The sequence below is a fragment of the Microscilla marina ATCC 23134 genome, assembly GCF_000169175.1.
Lineage (GTDB): Bacteria > Bacteroidota > Bacteroidia > Cytophagales > Microscillaceae > Microscilla > Microscilla marina.
The window spans coordinates 17,057-34,570 of the sequence record NZ_AAWS01000071.1 but is presented as its reverse complement, the minus strand read 5'-3'; the positions used below and the strand labels follow the sequence as shown (position 1 = coordinate 34,570).

Below are 17,514 nucleotides of genomic sequence, written 5' to 3'. Positions count from 1 at the left end.
CCAGCACCCGCTCTTTTAAGTCTCCTGTGGAAGACTTGGCACAACGTAGAAGAAATATGTGATTACATGAATCAAAAAGGGAAATCAATATACCCAGATATCGAACCTGTTAAGAAAAACATTACATATGGAACAAAGCAATAGCGACATAAAATATTATAACTTACTAGCTGAAATTCCTTGGGGCTGGCATCCGCACAAAGGTTTACAGCGTTTTTTTGACTTAATTGTATTTGATGAGGACATGTTGGTGTTAAGCAACGAACCAGAGAAACTTTACACAAAAGATGATTTCAACCACTATTACAATACAGCCTATGCAAACAAAAAACTCATAGCTCCCCATATTCGTTATTACCTTCCTGAGTACTTGCTTATATTTTATGACACAAGTTGCATTCGTTATACTGTTCAAAAAGAAAACCACCCTTATTTGGTGAATAGTAACAGGTTATATGTTTACTACTTGGCAACTAACCAACTTAAAGAGATTAAGCTAGTTCAGTCAGAAAAAGACATAAATTATTCACAACTGGATGCTTGGATAGACCTCAAAACACAATTAGTTCATATAAAAGGAATACAAGCCCTAGATATTCAATATAGTCCAATAGATTTTCAAAATAGTATTGAACGCCCTATAGGTAACAAACCCCCTGGATACTTTAATAGGGTATTTAAGAAACCTACCACAAAAATAGATGAATATTCCTTTGATTTGACAGGAAATTGTTTGTCTTACAAGTCGCAAGAAACATCTATTCAAACAATCCTGGAGGCATTACCGACAAACGAAATACCTTTGGGGTACCAACAAAACTCTGTGGAGTTTAATATAAATACAGGGTTAAATTATGAATATATTTACCAGTATGCAGTCTTTGAGCCAACCTTAGAAGAAGTCAGCAATATCGTTGTAGAACCATCTCAAAACTATATTTATATATCTCGCCCTGTCAACTCAAAAACTCCTCACGTAATTACAGTAGAACAATGGAAATTTGGAGAAAAAAGACCGAAGCAAATATTTTCCTTTAAAATACCTATTGAACTAGTAGAAAAACAGCATAAGCTTTTTCCATCTGACCCAGAAGGTTACCGTAAATATTATTGGGATTTGGTATATATAGATCAAGATCAAAAATTTTACTTCTCAGGGAGAGGTAATTATTCACCTTTTTTTATTGCATATAAACCTTCTGGACAAATCTTTTTCAGTATCCCTCCACTTGAAGCTTTTCCTGTAATTCAACCATCACCTGAAAAACCAAACAAGCCTAAGGCTTCCGATTTTATCAACCCAAGTTCTTCCCAATATGAGCAAGCCATTCAAGTCTGGCGTGCAAATTTTGAAGCTTGGCGGGCAAAATCGCCTCACCAAGCTTTATTTTTGGAGGACGAACAAGAAAAAGTAGAATCTTGGGTAGCACCTGCCCACCAATGGCATTATGATGAAAACAAGCAAAAACTCTATATTCCAGTCATGGGAGCTGATAGCTTGTTTATTGTAGAGGTGAGTTATAGTTAGCCACAAAAAAACGTTATTCCCACCTAGTGCACTGGGGATAGAATGTGGGTGAATAATGCAGTCAGGCGAGGCGCAAACATAGCTATGCAAGCTTTTTTAAGTAAAGCCAGTGGGCTAAAGACTCCGAATAATGTGGTAGGAATTTAGTTTCCAGTGCACTAGAGCCAGGACATCCCTTGCGTTGATGCTACTTTTAGTTTCAAGCGCCTTACCCAAGGCTTAGGCGCTTTAATGCACGCCTATTTGCTGCGGGCTTATCTAATGCAGTTTTCGGGCAAGCAAAACAGGAATTAAAACTACTATATGACACTATGTATACAGCAACTTCTAGTTTAACTAACCTCAGTACGCCAAGTAGGAAAACACTCACTTTTAATTGGGGAAGTCTTGCAAGATACTAAACAAGTTCACTCAGATAAAAACAATGGATAAAACAACTTTTTCCGAAATAACGCTAAAAAATTTGATCGGTCTAAAATTTAACTTATCCAAAATAGAAGATTTGGAGAGTGATTTTAAAGCCTTGTACCAAGAGTTTTATAGTGAAAACATAGAACTGTTTAACCCCAGGTACCCTATAAAATTAGTGGTAGTGAAAACAGGTTTTCTAGACTTAAGGTTTGAGAGGACAGAGGTTACCGAAGACCAATATTTACGAGTATTTATGACAACAAATGAGGCAGGAATTGTTTTCTTTAAAAAGAATAGACCAGAGGTGGACTTTCAAGCTATCCTTGAAGATTGGAACAATTCCTTTGATTCGTTAAAAAAGCCGCTTGAGTTTGTTATAAAAGATGCTTGTCATACAAACGCCAAATATATATGGAAGAATAAATATTTTTATGGATGAGCTAAAGTTCTGAGGGTACCCGTTCTTTTAAGCCCTGGACAATGTGTTATTAATAATCACCCCCAGGCGCTATAATCGAGGTTGGTTGTTAAAAGTCCTCATTTAGGAGACTTAAAAATTTAAATGAATACAAATCTCCAGACTTGTTTGCGAATGCAAAGCTCGGTAATATTTCAAATCTATTGAGCCATTTGGCTAGAAAGCCTGTCTTGTAAAGATCGGAGACTTCTTTTTATCCATAAGTTTCAAGTGCCCTAAAGGAACACTTAAAACAGCGTGGATTTTTGTTTTGGTCTTGGCTGGCGCAAACATATAAATACTTATACTTTCGGTGCGAGAAACGGGCGAGTCAGGTAATATTCAAGCCCTGCATTGAAAATGTTCATAGAAAATTGACATGCATTAAAATGCGCATCAGGCAGGATGCAACTAACATTGTTATGTCTTCTCTTTAAGCAAGCCATAAACCTGGTCCAATTGAGGAATAGTATGAATAAATTCAAGAACATATTCTCGAGAACAGCCTAATTCAGCCTGATACTTCTCAATCATAACTTCTGTTTTTTTGTGAACTCTTTAATTACTTCTTTTAAAAACTTGATATGATTAATATTAGATTTGATTTGGTTATTTAAACTATCTTTAAACTTCATAAATAATTCAATTTCTTGGTAGTCTAAAGGGGACGTTTGTTTGTTAGGTAACTGAATATCATTTTGTATGGCTTTTATTTTTTCGTCAGTTTCTTCGATTGTTTTACGAGTACTTTCAATTTGCTTGTATACATAATCAATATCCATAAAACTAACATCAATATCTTTCCAAAAAGGTAATGAGGTTTCTTTATCCATGGCATTTATAATTATTCTACTAAATATAATGATTTTGAAGATATAAATAAAATATGAGCCTAGACAAAATAGATTTTTTGCATCACAAAGACAACCCCAAGTATTTTGGTGCTAACCAATACAAGGCATTTGCAGAGAAACTGCTAAAACATGTAAAACACACTAAAGACTTTGTTATTATTACAGACTGGAAAGATATTCGGGAAAACAGTTTAATTATAACGTATGCACACAAACATCTTCACGACGAATTGGCGAATTTACCCCAACAAAATACTCTTGAGTTTTATAGGAGAATATTTGTAATCAATTGGAGTAATACTCTCCCAGAAACACCGCGTGGTTATCAAAACAAAGCCTTTGCAGGACACTTAATAAGTCTTTCCTATCAAATAATTATGGATGAGCGGAAAGCCCTCATACAATATGCAGATTTTTTTGGAGATAGTGCTGCCTTAAATAACTTAAAAGCAGGAGCAAAAAACACAAAGCAACAATGGGGAGTACAGACGATACGTGAAGCGGGCTTGTATGAGGCTGTTCACTGTGCAGTCAATGTATTAAAAGTGTTGAGCATGTACCTTGATGAGTACATGGAAAAATATGATTGGTTGAAAAAGTTAGATCCATGCGCTACCAATCATGCAAGAACACAACAATCAGCCATTGACATACTCGATGAACATAGCTTAGAAGTGGGAAAATCCAGTAGTTTTGCCCTTAAAATATTGGGCTTGGCTAGTTATGTATTGGCAAAAGGTGGAGTAAGTAATTTGTCAGATGATGATGATGATGAGATTTTAATGCATCATACTCCAGAAGAAATAGCACTTTGCATAGCTCAATATCACGAAGATTTATGGAGTCATATACCTTTGGAAGAAAAGTTATACCTAGATCAAGAAGCATCACTTGTCAAACTCATGGCGTATGCTTACAACATCAATAAAAACCTCACTTTGAGCGAATACCCTGAGTATATCGCAAAAATGAAAGAACGTATAAAAACGCCCGAAGACCTCAAAGAAATAAAACGTGATTATCCTAAGATATATTCGTTTATGGCACAAAAAGCATACAAGTTGGGGAGAGTTTTGGAGAAGGATTTATTGGGTGGGTAAGGGTGTTTTGCCTTCTTTACTGGGTCAAGAAGCTTGGCATAATGAAAGGCAAGTAGCGTTAAAACAACCCCTATAGCCTCACCCCAATCACCAAAATATCATCACGTTGCTCTGTGCCTGTTGTATAAGTTTCCAGGGCGTGTTCCAAGGCTTTTTTTTGTTGGGGCAGTGGTTGGTGTGCCTGTGAAGCCAGTAATTCTTGAAAACACTGTGAGCCCAGTCTTTTTCTTGCCGCATTGTTCTGGTCACAATATCCATCAGTACTTAAAAATATTAAATCGCCTGGTTGTAAAATCAAGCTGTGCTCTTCAAAGTTTCGAGGCTTTCTTCGCCGTATCCCAATAGATATTCGGCTGCCTTTTAGTTCACACAGTTCTTGAGACGCTTTCCTAAAGTAATACATAGGACACTTGGCACCCGCAAACGCCACCTCGACAGTGTCATTGGGTAGGTATTGAATACTGCACAACCCCAGGTCCATTCCTGATTGATTGCCAGTTTTTTCTCGCTTCAGCGCGTGTTTTAAATTGGTGCGAAGGCACTCTAATATTGAAGCAGGTCGGGTAATGTTTTTTTGATGCACAATTTCATTGAGTAAAGCATAGCCCATCATGCTCATAAAAGCCCCTGGTACCCCATGCCCAGTACAATCCACAGCAGCAACTAATCTTATATCCCTCCCATCTTTGGTTCTGTCTACCCAATAAAAATCACCTGATACAATGTCGCGAGGGCGGAAAAGTACAAAGTAATGCTGAAATATTTCTTGCATTCTGTCCTCAAAAGGTAATATGGCGTCTTGGATAAGTTTGGCGGCTTCAATACTCTTTCTTACTTGGATATTTTTTTGCTCTATGGCATCACGTTGAGCTGTAATCTCCTCTTGCTGTTGTTGAAGTTCTTTGTTTTGCATAGAAATTTCTTCTTGCTGTTGTTGAAGTTCTTCATTTTGCTGACTCACTTTTTCTTGCTTCTGCCTAAGCGCTATAGTACGTTCTTGTACCTTGTGCTCCAACCGTTCTTTTTGTTTAATCAACCTCCGGGAGTTAAGGCGCAACACAACCAGCATCAATAGTATAGTACTACTCACATACAGCACATAAGCCCACCAGGTACGGTACCAAGGCGGCTCAATCTGAAAACTAAAGCGGGCGGTTTGGCTTAAGTCACCATAGACGTTTTTAGCCCTTACTTCAAACAGGTATTTGCCTTCAGGTAAGTTGGTAAAGTTGGCATGGCGCTCTCTGCTCCAGGACGACCACTTGTCCTGAAAACCTTTGAGTCTAAACTGGTATTGATTTTTATGGCTATACGCATAAAACAGCGCCACATAGTCGAACCGAAGCGTATTGAATTCATAATGAAGCGAAACCGCCCGCAGATTGTTTTCATTGAACAGCAAAGAATCATTATTAATGGTTACTTTGCGAATAATGGCAGGGTAGGCAAGTGCCTGTTGCGTGGGCCATGAAGCATTGTATACTACCAAGCTTGTGCCTTTGTTTATAACATACTGTCCATCTTTTTCTGCAATAGTTAAATATTCTTTATCAGAGGAGATTTGAACATCCATAAATGTTTTTTTAACGAAAGCATATCCCTTGTTTTCAGTCATTTTTAACATCACCAGTTCAATCGTACTTTCGTCTTCCATCTGTACAAAAATATGCCCTTGTTGGGTTTCATAGAGGTGATATACCTGTTTGCCTTTTACGTAAGGGTTCAATACAGGGTGAGGGTAAAAATACTCTTTTGCCTGATCAAAGGCATATATGCCACTGCTTGTACCAAAAACCAACTGACCATTTCTAAGTTGAAAAACAAAATTGAGCGCATTGGAAGGCAACCCGTCTTGAGTGGTATAATGTACTTGTTTGATTACACTGTCTTTGGCAGCATTGAGCCATACCCTAAACACACCAAAACGCGTATCGACTGTCCACAGGCTTTCATCTTTGCCTTCTTTAATGGTGTATATTCTTGGCGATATTTTATAGCCTTTCACCTTTTGTTTTGTCCACCGTTCCTGTTTGTGAGTCATCAAAAACAATCCTTGCTGATAGGTGCCTAATAATAGTTTAGAAGAGTCACTTTTAAAGGCAGTCAATGTGGTGGCTTGAAATTGCTTGACTAGTGGCTTAACTTGTCCGTTATGTACTTCATAAACATCTTCTAGTCCTACGGCATACAATTGCCCCTGATGTTTCAAAAAACCTGAAACCCACCCCCGTCTATCAGCCACCTCTTTTATTTTTTCAAAATACCCTTGTTTGTTTAAATGTAAAAGCTTCTTGCTGGTTCCGACATAAAGAGTTTGGTGGTCATATATTACACTAAAGGTAGTCTCAGAAGAAACTCCATGCCTTGTATCCCAAAACGAACATGGGCTCTGGTTATGCACTTGCCCAATGCCCTGTTCACCCATGGTCCACAAGTTACCTTGTTTGTCTTCCATAAAACTATAAATAGAAATAGTAGGGATGTCTTGGCGGGCTTTGATCATACGTTGTATTTGACCATTTTTATCCAATACTCGAAGGTTATGATAGTCTGATAAGGCAATCATTCCACTTTCTAACACCTTAAAATGCCTATCCTTGAGGTGTTTTTTGGCAAACATCGTGTCCAGTTGAGTCTGAAATACTTTTGTTGCCTTAAACTTCCCTTTTTGCAAATAGAGCCAGCGCATCTGCCTGATTTTATGATCGTAAGCTAATAAGGTATCTTTCCTATAATTTTTTATGATTGCGATGTTTGCAAGATACTTAAAACCTTGCAATTCGTCAGTCTTCGTGAACTTGGCTCCATTCCACACAAACAAGGACTGTCCAACTACTACATATAAATGTTGGTTAAAGTATAACCAGCGCTTAGGACTTTTGGCAAGCAGTGTAGGTTGCCCTTGATCATACATAGCCAAGTCCTGATAGTTCACATAAGTGCATTTACCCTGTTGATAAACCCAAACAAACCCACGTGAATTCATAAAAGCGACTCCTTTGTCTAAGGGTAAAATATCGTCAACCCTTCCATTTTTTCTTTGTTTGGGTGGGATCAAATGCATCAGCGATACATATCGACGGTTTTTCCGGGTAGAATCATACCCCAAATAACCAATACCGTTGTGTGTTCCCACAAAAAGAGTATCATTATGAGACCTAACCGCAGTAGCCTGCTCATTAATATTTAAGGAGAACTTATGCCATTGTACCCCATCATATTGCAATACACCTACATTGTCGGCTATGTATATCAGCCCTTGCTTACCTTGTGTTGCTCTCCAGCTTTGACCTCCTCCTCCATAATGTTTGGGTAAGTGTTTGGTCACATAAGGGATTTGTGCCCAAAGGGGGGCAATAGTGCTCACAAATAAAATGCTTGCCAGTAAGAAGTATTTCATCATAGTAGTAAACCAGTAAGTTTTTTTCAAAGGATACTTACACAAAGGATTTATCCATCATCGTCTTCATTGACGTCCTTACAAGCTGGTAGAAATCTGGAAATAAATTATCGTTCAATCTTTATCATTAGCAGTAAAGTAATATACAAAATAAACACTTATAAAAGGCTACTCTGGCTAAATATCTAAAACCACCATATCATCGCGTGGGTCTGCTCCACCTGGCACCCGTTTTAATATCACCATTTTAGCGAAACCAAGCATATATTGACAACATACAAAGCCTAAACTATGTTGTTAAAAAAGACTGCACCACACAAAATAGGCGCATTTTCATTCTTTACACCGCCTGTTCTATCTGTAAATATTGGTTTGTCAGTTTCACAGAGTTTGCTCCCTTAAGTATTCATATATTATCCCGCTACTTTAAATCTTCTGAAGGTTCACTTGAAATTGAGGCGTCAAAAGAAGTCTCCGATCTTTACAAGACAAGCTTTGCTTACCCAACAAAACATGGGGCTTTATAAGCATCAAAGGACAGCGTTCACAAAATCTCACTTACAGCCTTTAATTCACTGATTATCAGGACTTTTCAAGAAACACGATTCAACAGACACTACCCAGGTACACTAAAGAAAATGGTCAGGCAATTTCTTGCGTGACCATTTCAAGTTAAGCAGTTAGCAACCAATAGTTCTTACTTTCGTGGGTTTTGTTTATTGTCCAACATAAACTTACCTTTCGAAGATTGCACAATCTTGTCCCAGGCAACTACCTTAAAATTTTGATTGGCTTTGCCGTCTGCCTCGTCATTGGTGCCATCTTGGGCAATAAAAAAACCATTGGGAAACTGCTTACCCAAACCAAAGCTCACCACGTCTATGCCGTCAGTGTCAGAGGTACCATCTATCTTGTCGCTGTTGCCAATGCGAAAGCTGCCCAGGTAAGCATTGCCTTCGCCCCGGTCAAACACGGCATAACTATTATTGCCTTGGCTAGAGGCTATCAAGTAGCCTTTTTTGTTGGCAGCATAATAAATAGTCAACCCCTCGAGGTCTTCGGCAAGTTGGGGTTGGTTGGCAAGGTCGACAATCAGTTTTCCTTGAGAAGTACCTGGTTCGGCGTTGTATTTCCAAACGCCCTTGGTTTCTTCGGCAACGTACAAAAACCCTAACTCATCATCCGCCACCATTCCTTCGGCTTGAGTTTCCAGTTTAAAAGAGCGTACAATTTTACCATCTATTTTGCCCGCCTTGTCAAACAATTCCCACTGTTCTACTTGCCCGGTTTTACTCACCACAAAGGCGTAAAACTGTTGGGTTTGGGCACTTTTGTACAAACAAAAGCCATATACCTCTTCTACCTTAGAGGGTAGTTCACGTGCCAGTACTTCTTCCAGTTCTTTGGTTTCAGGGTTTACCTTCCAAACTCCTACACTGTTTTTGCTGCGGTTGCTTCCTGCTACAATGTCTACTTTTTTTCCTGCCAAAGGAAACCCATAGCGCACGTCTACATTGTTAATTTTGCCCACCGGATAAAAAAACAATTCTTTGCCAGCCAGGTCATACACCGCCAACCCCTTTTTTTTGTTGGTACCTATAATGATGCTCTCACCACTGTTGTTGGGGTGCACCCATACTGCGGGGTCATCAGCAGCATCTTTTGCCGAACGCACAGGCTGGGTTTCCAGGTCTGCCAACACTGTAGGCATCTCATCAGTTGACATTTCTGGGGTGTTATGAACCTTCTGTACATTGTTTTCTGTATCAGGGTTACTTGCCTCTTGTTGCTCGTTTTTGGTGTTACTGTTGCAGGCATTGAGCGTGAGCATAGCCCCGGTAATGCAGGCAAGGTAAATGTTTTTGGTTATTTTCATATCTAAAAAAGGAGATAGGTATAAGCCACAAGCGACAAGTAAAGTAAGTACTTGTCGCTTGTGGCTTACTACTTGTTGCTTTTCAAATTATTTATACAAATCAAACTTAAGCCCAGCACTGAAGCGTACATTGTACCATTCGGCTTGCATGGTGCGGTCGCTTCTTCCCTGGAAGTAACGCAATGGTTGGTTGGTCAGGTTGTTTACCTCAAAGAAGAAACGTAGCTTTTGGGTAAACGCATAAGAACCATTCAAATCTACAAACATTTGGCGGTCATAGTAGCGGTCATAATAAGCACTCTTGCCCAACTCATCTATATACGAATCGGCAAAGTTGAACGAAGCCCGCAATACCAACCTTTTGGTTTCAAACGAAAGTGAGGCATTTACCATGTGAGGCGAGGTACCAGGTAGCCTTACATCGGCGGTGCGATTGTCACCACCAAAACCTTCGGTAGTAGACTGGTTATAAGTATAGTTTACATACACTCCCAAGCCTTTGAGCACACCAGGCAAAAAATCAAGCTGACGCTGGAAACTTACCTCAAAGCCCAACAAGGTAGCACTGTTGCCATTCAACGGCTTGGTGAAGTCCTCAAACGTTTGCCCGCTTACCGGGTCGTTGTAGTTACTTAGCTCTTGAGTATAAATAAAGTTTTTGATGTCTTTATAAAATACCCCACCCGATACCAAACCAATAGACTTGAAGTAGTGCTCTGCCATAAAGTCAAAGTTCATAGATGTAGTAGGGTTAAGCAATGGGTTGCCAATAGTCAAGGCATTGTCGTCTGAGTTGATTTCGCGGTAAGGCACCAGGTCAAAGAAGTTAGGACGGGCAATGGTATTGGTCCAGGCAGCTCTGAAAATGGTGTGTTTAGATAAGTTATAACGCAAGTGCAGCGCAGGCATGTAGTTGGTGTAGTTTTGCGAACCGTTTACCTCTCTGATGTCTGCCTCTGACGAAGCAGTTTCTACATCAATCTCAAAGCCTTTGCTCGTAAGGCTCGTGTTTTCTACCCTTAACCCGGCAATGAAAGAAAATTTGCGCCCAATATTTTGGGTATACATCAAGTAACCCGCTGTAATGTTTTCGATAGAGCGGTAATTGCCTGGTACATACTCGTCCAATTTATCGGTACGGTCAAACAAGGCTGTGTTGTACAGGTTTAAGCTCCCCAAATACTCAGGCGAAGTATACAAGCCCGCCTTGTATTGCTCACCCGCCAAAAAATCACGGGTCACATCAATCACATTAGCGTCGTTCATTGTTTCAAAACCTGCTACCCTTGCTTCGTACTCATCAAAGCGGTTGTCCCTTACTTTTTCTTTGTTACGAAACCTTGCCCCTACCTTCAAACTACTTTGGTTGGCTCCCGATAATATGGGCAACTCAAGGTCTATTCTACCCGCTACATCGTTTTGGTAAGTAAACTGGTTTTCTTCCAGCATTTCGTTAAACTGATAGCGACCAGGGGTCAAGTCGCCCGCATTCATTGGAGTACTAATCGGAAAACGAGGGTTGGTCACATCTACATTCACCATTACGTCTTCTACCTCATAGCGAATATAACGTTCGTGGGGGCGTTGCTCCGAAGCCCGCGATACAGAGGCATCCCAGGTAAGCTTTACCTTGCTGCCCAATAAGTGCTGCCCCGACAACATCAGGCTTGCCTGACGCTGGTCTTCCAAACGACGGTTTTGCACCCGGTCGTTGTTGATTCCCCCTTTGGTTTGTTTTCTAAACCTTGCGGTATACATTCCTGTCATGTTGCCATTAGCGTCTAGTTCAGGGTCAATGGCTACATCAGCACGGTAGCGGTTTTCCCAGTCATCGCGCCAGTTGTAAATTCCTTTGAGGAAAATGGTGTGGTTAGGAGCAATCTTATAATCCAGTGCCAACGAGGTGCTGCGGCGAATGCGTTGTACATCATAAGTTCGTTGTTGAAACTCAGCCAGGTAGTCTTCACCGTTGTCCGTTTTTTCCCACTCTGCCTCTATATTGTCCGAACCAAAGTTATGATCGTTGTACGAAGCACTCAATATCACCCCCAATTTATTTTTGAAGAAACGGTTACCCACGATCAAAGAACCTGTCCAGATAGGTTTTTCAGACAAAAAGTTATAGCCACTGGCTAGTGTACCTGAAATACGCAATCCATTAGGTGCTGCACGTGTTACCAGGTTTACGGCTCCTCCAATGGCATCACCGTCCATATCAGGAGTTACGGCTTTACTTACCTCAATGGTTTGAATCATATCTGCCGGAATCAAATCCATTTGTACCCGACGGTTGTTGCCTTCTGCCGAAGGAATACGTACCCCATTGAGCATTACTGAGTTGAGCTGAGGCGCCAAACCACGAATGATGATATCGCGCGCTTCGCCCTGATCGTTTTGCATAGTTATTCCAGGAATACGCTTCATAGCATCGCCAATATTGGCATCAGGAAAACGCCCAATCTGATCGGCAGCCACTATATTGGTAATGTTATAGTTAGAGCGTTGCTGATTCAAGGCTTTGGCTTGCCCCTTAAGGCGATCGCCCATAATCACTACCTCTTGCCCTACGCTTACCCTGGCTTTCATTGATAGGCGCCCCAGCGACGCAGTTTGTCCAGCAGTGACGTTTATTTGTTGGGTAACGGACTCATAACCTATATAAGACACCGTTACAGTGTGGTTGCCCGCAGGCACGTTGAGCAATACAAAGTGCCCTGCATTGTCAGAGGCTGTACCCAGCATCAAAGACTCTATATAAATGCTTGCCCCCGGCAAAGACAAGTTGTCTTCATCGGTAATTTTACCGCTTATGGCACCTTTTTGTGCCCAGGCGTGGCCACAAAAAAGTGTGGCTATCAGTAATAGCACATTTAGTAAAAGTAGCTTTTTCATTTCCTTGTTTTCGGGTTTTATATTTTTGTATCAAAAAAAATGATGCACAAATAAAGGAGGAGATGTAGGCAAATTGCAATTTTTGAAAGGCAGCAAAAAGGCAACAACGGAGAAAACCACCGTATACAGAAAGGCAACAATAACAATTAATTAATATTATAAAGCATTGTTTGTGAATAGTTTATGAATTAGCGTACCGTATATCAATGCAGTATTTTATATAATTGTGTAGTAAGGTAAGCTTAAGTGATTTGATGGCTCAAAAAGCAATTATGCAAGTATTGGAGGGGCTAGTTGTGGGTGGCTGGCTTTGGTTGTTTGCTCTCGGTTGCGTATGCCAACGTAACAAAGTACAAGTAAACAACAGCATAAAATAGACAAAACCCACTGAACAAGTAGTTGGGTACTTGTCAAGTGGGTTGTATGATTGTTATACCAGGCGCTGGAGTTTATGATTGCGAAAACTCGTCCATTCCGCCCAGTAGGTTGCGTACCTTGCTAAAGCCCTGCCCTGTCATATATTGCTTGGCACGTCCGCTGCGTCCGCCCGACTTGCAATGTACAATTACCTCTTCACCCTTCAGGTTATCCAGCTCGCTCAAACGGGTAGGCAAGTCACCCAGGGGAATCAAAGTACTGCCTTCGATATTGGCTTCTTCATGTTCCCAGTCTTCGCGTACATCTACAATGTGTAAGCTTTCGCCCTTGGCCATACGCTCTTTCAGTTCGTTTACTCTGATATCATCCATAATTTTTTGTCTGTTTAAAAAGGGTGGACAAAAAATAACGCTTCACTTCTGGAGCAGATGTTTTACCCCCTTGACCCAAAACTAACTTATCTCAAGGGCAATCTCTTATCCAAAGCAAACAGTTTATTTTAAACCATCCTTCATTTACTAAGTCTTATTGAAAATCAAAAATAGACGGATTACTTCAAAATCACAACCCTTTTTGCCACTGCCCGGTTTCGGTGATCGCGGCAATGCAACAAATAAGTGCCTGGGGGCAAATCGTCAATATCCATCACATACCTTTGCGAAGTATTTTGCTTGAGTAAAAGTGTTTTCACTACTTGCCCCTGTAGCGTAAGTACGTGTATTTGCTTAAGCACCAAACCCTCTATATGCAACCTGCCCTGGTGATTGGGGTTAGGGTAAATGTTTACTTGTTTGGGGTCTATTTTGGGGGCAAGTCCTACCACCTCTGCTTTACCAAACACCGGGCGCACCATCAGGCTACCCAGCGAATCGGTATTTTGAATCCATTCGCCCAAGAGGTTAGAATAAATCTGATCTGACGATTCGGTATTTTTATCCAGTCCTACCGTTAACATATCGTCGTTAGTTTGTTGCCAGCCCACAAACACGGTATCAGTTACCTTGATTGGTATAAACTTATCAAAAGCTTTTTCAAGGGCTGCTTTTACGCTTACAAACTCATTGATATTAGGCGCATAAATATCAGTAACGCTTACAATTTTTTGTAACAAAACCGAGTCAGGTTTGCCGTTTTTGTTGTTCCATACCTTAAAAATGAAAGTTTGTCCGGTAAGGTCTTTATTCAAGCGCGCCACATACATTTGTACATCGGTCAATGTATCTGGCTCATTTACCACATAACGGTAAGCTACTTGCCCCCGGTTTTGGTTTACCCCCGCCAAAAACTCCGCTGAGCCATCGTCATACGCATAATAGTCTGTCAAAACCGTTACCCGCGAAATTGTATCGTTTTGGTCAATATCGTTGCGATTGCTTGCCTCCAGATAAGACCTAAAAGTATATTTAAGTTTTACCCCGGCCGCATTATTTTTAAAAGGATCGAGCAATGAAGGGCTGACACTGGCCTCCATCTGCTGCGAAGCTCCTGCATTGAGTAATGGAGCGGGTACTACGCTCACCAAAGTACTGATAAAAGCATTAGACTGGGTATCTTCTAAAACACAGTCGTAGTTGTGCAGGGTAAACCCCGAACCGTTGAGGTTGGTGGCTTTGGTGCTAATGGTAGCGGCTGTTTCATCGGCTGCGTTTGCCAGGTATTGGTTAAACGGCATCGCACTATAGCGTTTTAAAAACGAATTGGGCACTTCACTGATTACAATGTCGCTTTGCCCAAAGTCGTTGATGTGTCGGTTTTTGTCCAAAAACACATAGTCAAGGTTCCAGGTATCATAGCTGCCCGAAGTACGGGCAAAGGCTATAAACCTGAATTGAAAATTGTTGTGGAAATACTTGGGGTCGCTGATCGCGAAAATTTCTTGTTTAAACTGTTTGGTATAATCAGTAGGTAGATTGGTGAGATTATCGCCCCCCATTTGTGACCAGATGCTTACCCAATCGCCATTTACATCTTTCAACTGTAGCTGTAGGGAGTCTTCATTGTCGGGAAACTCACCCAAGCCTTGAGCCTGCCAATAAAAACTCAGGTAAATATTATCGGCGGGAGTTTGTACTGATAAATCTATAGGGCACGACACCAGCGTATCGGCTCCCCCCTGGCTGGTGCTGCTGCTAATATCGTAAGGAATGCCGCTACCGTCTACTCCGTCAAAACTTGCCACTCCTATAGTAGGAGGTTTAATTCCCAGGGTGTTATTAATGAATACCCCCACATTTTTTTGCCACACCGTATCGGTTTTTTTGCTGCTGGTAAAATCATCCAGAAAAGGCAAAGTTAAGGTAGTTTGGGTAGTGCGCAAGTTTGCCCTGGATAATTGGGTTTTGCTTGCTCTTGAGGCGTAATGAGGCTTTACTGTAAGCTGACTCCAGCCATTGGCAATACAGCTTATACTTAGTAATAATACTATCCACAGGCGATGTCTTTGTATATTTTGGGTGTTTTTTTTCATTGGTGGTTTTATTCTGTATCTTTTTCTTTATTCGTCGGAAGCATGCTTTGGGCTAATTTGATCATTTTGTCTAAATTATTAGCAGCCTCTTCAAACTCTTTTAAATCTATTGAACTATTTTCTTCTTCGTGTACCAATACTTCATAGAAAGTATTAGACTTTACAAGCTGTTTTACATGTAATTTTACATTTTCAAAATTAGAAAGATAAATTCTTCCTATAAATCTATAGCAGGCATACGCATTAGCGTTAAATATAATATCATAATGAGTAGCTTTGGTAAAGGCATTATTAAGTATAAACTGGTCTATGTTTATAAGTTTGTTTGGATAAGTAGCCTCTAAATATTTTTTTAGGATAACCCTAGAAAATGCCAGAACATATAACGCCATATTTTGCTCTTCGGGAAGTATATAGAATCCACTTAGAAGAGAGTTTATTACACTAGCCTGATGGTCACCAATTTGTTCCCACATCAAAGCAGCTGCCAGCATGTTTTCAAAAGAAGTTTTCTCATTGAAAATATCATCATATAAACCTTTAACTGTACCTACAGACTTGATAAAAAACTTGTCAGAATTAAACACTGCATCTGTAGGTCTTTGTAGACAAAAGGCTAAATAGCTTTCTACAAAAAAACGATTTGGTAACACTCTAATACCTAATTCCTGAAGTTTTTTTTCTTCTAGTCTAAATTCACTTCGTCGTTTTTCATACCAAACTGCTGTCTTAAAAGACTCATTCTGCAAACGACGTTGTTCTTCCAGGTTTGCCACAAAATCGCGGGGTTCCATCGCATTTTGGCTATTGGTAAAGCGAGTGATTTCTAAGTTGAAATCTTCGTCACTGGAGCGAATCAACCGAAACGAAATGCGGGCGTCAGTGTCCATAATTTCGCGTTGGTCGTGGTTGGCATTTTCATAAGCTTGATATACCGAATAGACCGTTTGTGCTCCATTGATTACTTGTAGACCTTTGACCGTAAGAGTTTGCGCGTTTTTGCCTACATCAGGAATACGCTTGGTAATGGCAGTAATGCCGTTGTTGAAATACCAAAAAGTGTCGGGACGACGTTGCAGAGTCTCTACTATTTTTTCATTGTAATTAGACCGGTGCAAGGGGTTGCGTACATTCTTAAAAAATAGCTTGAATTTATATTTTTTGAAAAGTGTATGAATGGTTTTAGGCTTCAGCGTAAAAATATAGGCTTGAGTTCTGCCTTCAAACTGAAGCATGTCACGGGTAGACAAATAAGCATTGTCATCGAGAGGATTTCCTCCGTTTTTGTAGCGTTCTATGTCTAATACAATGTCGGTGTCTTCAGGGCTATAAGTGTACTCCAGGGGGTTGTTGGCAACAATTTCTTTAAACTTAAACTCTATATAATCGCGGCGTATACGATCAATACCAATCAGCTCTAAAGTAATATTAGGGGCATACTCTTGCTTAAAAGCTTGCATATTATCTTCTATAGTCTCGTTATAATCAGCTGCAGTAAAGAAGATAAATTTTGCTTTGCCGTTGCGTTCTAAATGGGTGATTAACTCTTCATACTTTTTGTTAAAGCTCTCATTTTTACCAGGTTTTCGGGTACCACTTGCCACCGTAGCAAAATCAGATATAACAGCGTTGAACTCTTCTTTTTTTATTTTTGGGTATTCCTGTATAGGCTTGTTTTTGCGCAAAAGTCTCCCTTCTTCACTAACCTTTAAGCTTACCCATTTAGATTGTACCACATAAAATATGGTTTGCTCGTGGCTATCAGTATTCGAAAAAATAATATCACAAGAGCTATCATCTTTGCCATCAGTAATGTAGCGATTGTATAGTGGTTGTTGCCCATAAAAATCTAAAAACCACACCAAAAAAGCATACCCCTTGTTTTGTTCTGGGTTGCGGTGAGTGTGTAGCGCCTCATCGTTGGGGTGCTTGGCAAGAATTTGCTCTAGCTCTTCGTTGATTAACCTGTAAAACGTAGATGTTAACATTTGATTTGAAGATTTTTACTTATTCGGCATTAAAAACCGCTTTTGTGCAACAATAAGACTATTAGCAAAGCGAGTATAATAAAACTGCTATTACTTGCAAGCTCCAAATATAATTGTTTTTTTATCTTGTATAAATGCCTTGGCACTTTTCCTCTATACGGGA

The 17,514-nt window shown here is 40.2% G+C and carries 10 protein-coding genes; 3 read left to right on the top strand and 7 right to left on the bottom strand.

The window, feature by feature from the left end; genetic code table 11:
- Positions 1-127: 127 nt before the first annotated feature.
- Positions 128-1,528 carry a hypothetical protein gene (locus M23134_RS34475; RefSeq protein WP_002704959.1) on the top strand — a complete coding sequence of 467 codons (1,401 nt, stop codon included), beginning with the start codon at positions 128-130 and terminating at the stop codon, positions 1,526-1,528.
- A gap of 424 nt (positions 1,529-1,952) precedes the next feature.
- Positions 1,953-2,378: a hypothetical protein gene (locus M23134_RS34470; RefSeq protein ID WP_002704956.1), complete on the top strand. Its 426-nt coding sequence runs from the start codon at positions 1,953-1,955 to the stop codon at positions 2,376-2,378.
- A gap of 548 nt (positions 2,379-2,926) precedes the next feature.
- Here the strand turns inward: M23134_RS34470 and M23134_RS34465 are convergent.
- Positions 2,927-3,229 (bottom strand): hypothetical protein, encoded by a 303-nt coding sequence (locus M23134_RS34465; RefSeq protein ID WP_002704954.1) that lies wholly within the window; start codon positions 3,227-3,229, stop codon positions 2,927-2,929.
- A 53-nt stretch (positions 3,230-3,282) separates the two neighbouring features.
- On the opposite strand from M23134_RS34465, the gene M23134_RS34460 reads away from it, so the two are divergent.
- Complete coding sequence (locus M23134_RS34460; protein ID WP_002704952.1) at positions 3,283-4,350, top strand: hypothetical protein; 1,068 nt, start codon at positions 3,283-3,285, stop codon at positions 4,348-4,350.
- 70 nt (positions 4,351-4,420) lie between these two features.
- Here M23134_RS34460 and M23134_RS34455 read toward each other — a convergent pair whose 3' ends face one another.
- The 6 genes from M23134_RS34455 to M23134_RS34430 form a co-directional block, all read right to left on the bottom strand.
- A complete protein-coding gene (locus M23134_RS34455; RefSeq protein WP_157558795.1) occupies positions 4,421-7,753 on the bottom strand; it encodes a SpoIIE family protein phosphatase in 3,333 nt (1,110 codons plus the stop codon).
- Between the two features lie 694 nt (positions 7,754-8,447).
- Complete coding sequence (locus tag M23134_RS34450) at positions 8,448-9,626, bottom strand: phytase (RefSeq protein ID WP_002704948.1); 1,179 nt, start codon at positions 9,624-9,626, stop codon at positions 8,448-8,450.
- An 87-nt stretch (positions 9,627-9,713) separates the two neighbouring features.
- On the bottom strand, positions 9,714-12,518 hold the full coding sequence (locus M23134_RS34445; RefSeq protein WP_002704946.1) for a TonB-dependent receptor: 2,805 nt from the start codon (positions 12,516-12,518) through the stop codon (positions 9,714-9,716).
- Positions 12,519-12,967: 449 nt separating this feature from the next.
- Positions 12,968-13,267: a rhodanese-like domain-containing protein gene (locus M23134_RS34440; protein ID WP_002704944.1), complete on the bottom strand. Its 300-nt coding sequence runs from the start codon at positions 13,265-13,267 to the stop codon at positions 12,968-12,970.
- A 179-nt stretch (positions 13,268-13,446) separates the two neighbouring features.
- On the bottom strand, positions 13,447-15,363 hold the full coding sequence (locus tag M23134_RS34435; protein WP_002704942.1) for a T9SS type A sorting domain-containing protein: 1,917 nt from the start codon (positions 15,361-15,363) through the stop codon (positions 13,447-13,449).
- A gap of 8 nt (positions 15,364-15,371) precedes the next feature.
- Positions 15,372-17,351 carry an AIPR family protein gene (locus M23134_RS34430; protein ID WP_002704940.1) on the bottom strand — a complete coding sequence of 660 codons (1,980 nt, stop codon included), beginning with the start codon at positions 17,349-17,351 and terminating at the stop codon, positions 15,372-15,374.
- Positions 17,352-17,514 lie beyond the last annotated feature (163 nt).

Excerpts from the sequence above, each read along its gene's own strand:
- M23134_RS34475 (WP_002704959.1), top strand. The coding sequence starts at position 128 with ATGGAACAAAGCAATAGCGACATAAAATATTATAACTTACTAGCTGAA.
- M23134_RS34470 (WP_002704956.1), top strand. The coding sequence starts at position 1,953 with ATGGATAAAACAACTTTTTCCGAAATAACGCTAAAAAATTTGATCGGT.
- M23134_RS34465 (WP_002704954.1), bottom strand. The coding sequence starts at position 3,229 with ATGGATAAAGAAACCTCATTACCTTTTTGGAAAGATATTGATGTTAGT.
- M23134_RS34460 (WP_002704952.1), top strand. The coding sequence starts at position 3,283 with ATGAGCCTAGACAAAATAGATTTTTTGCATCACAAAGACAACCCCAAG.
- M23134_RS34455 (WP_157558795.1), bottom strand. The coding sequence starts at position 7,753 with ATGATGAAATACTTCTTACTGGCAAGCATTTTATTTGTGAGCACTATT.
- M23134_RS34450 (WP_002704948.1), bottom strand. The coding sequence starts at position 9,626 with ATGAAAATAACCAAAAACATTTACCTTGCCTGCATTACCGGGGCTATG.
- M23134_RS34445 (WP_002704946.1), bottom strand. The coding sequence starts at position 12,518 with ATGAAAAAGCTACTTTTACTAAATGTGCTATTACTGATAGCCACACTT.
- M23134_RS34440 (WP_002704944.1), bottom strand. The coding sequence starts at position 13,267 with ATGGATGATATCAGAGTAAACGAACTGAAAGAGCGTATGGCCAAGGGC.
- M23134_RS34435 (WP_002704942.1), bottom strand. The coding sequence starts at position 15,363 with ATGAAAAAAAACACCCAAAATATACAAAGACATCGCCTGTGGATAGTA.
- M23134_RS34430 (WP_002704940.1), bottom strand. The coding sequence starts at position 17,351 with ATGTTAACATCTACGTTTTACAGGTTAATCAACGAAGAGCTAGAGCAA.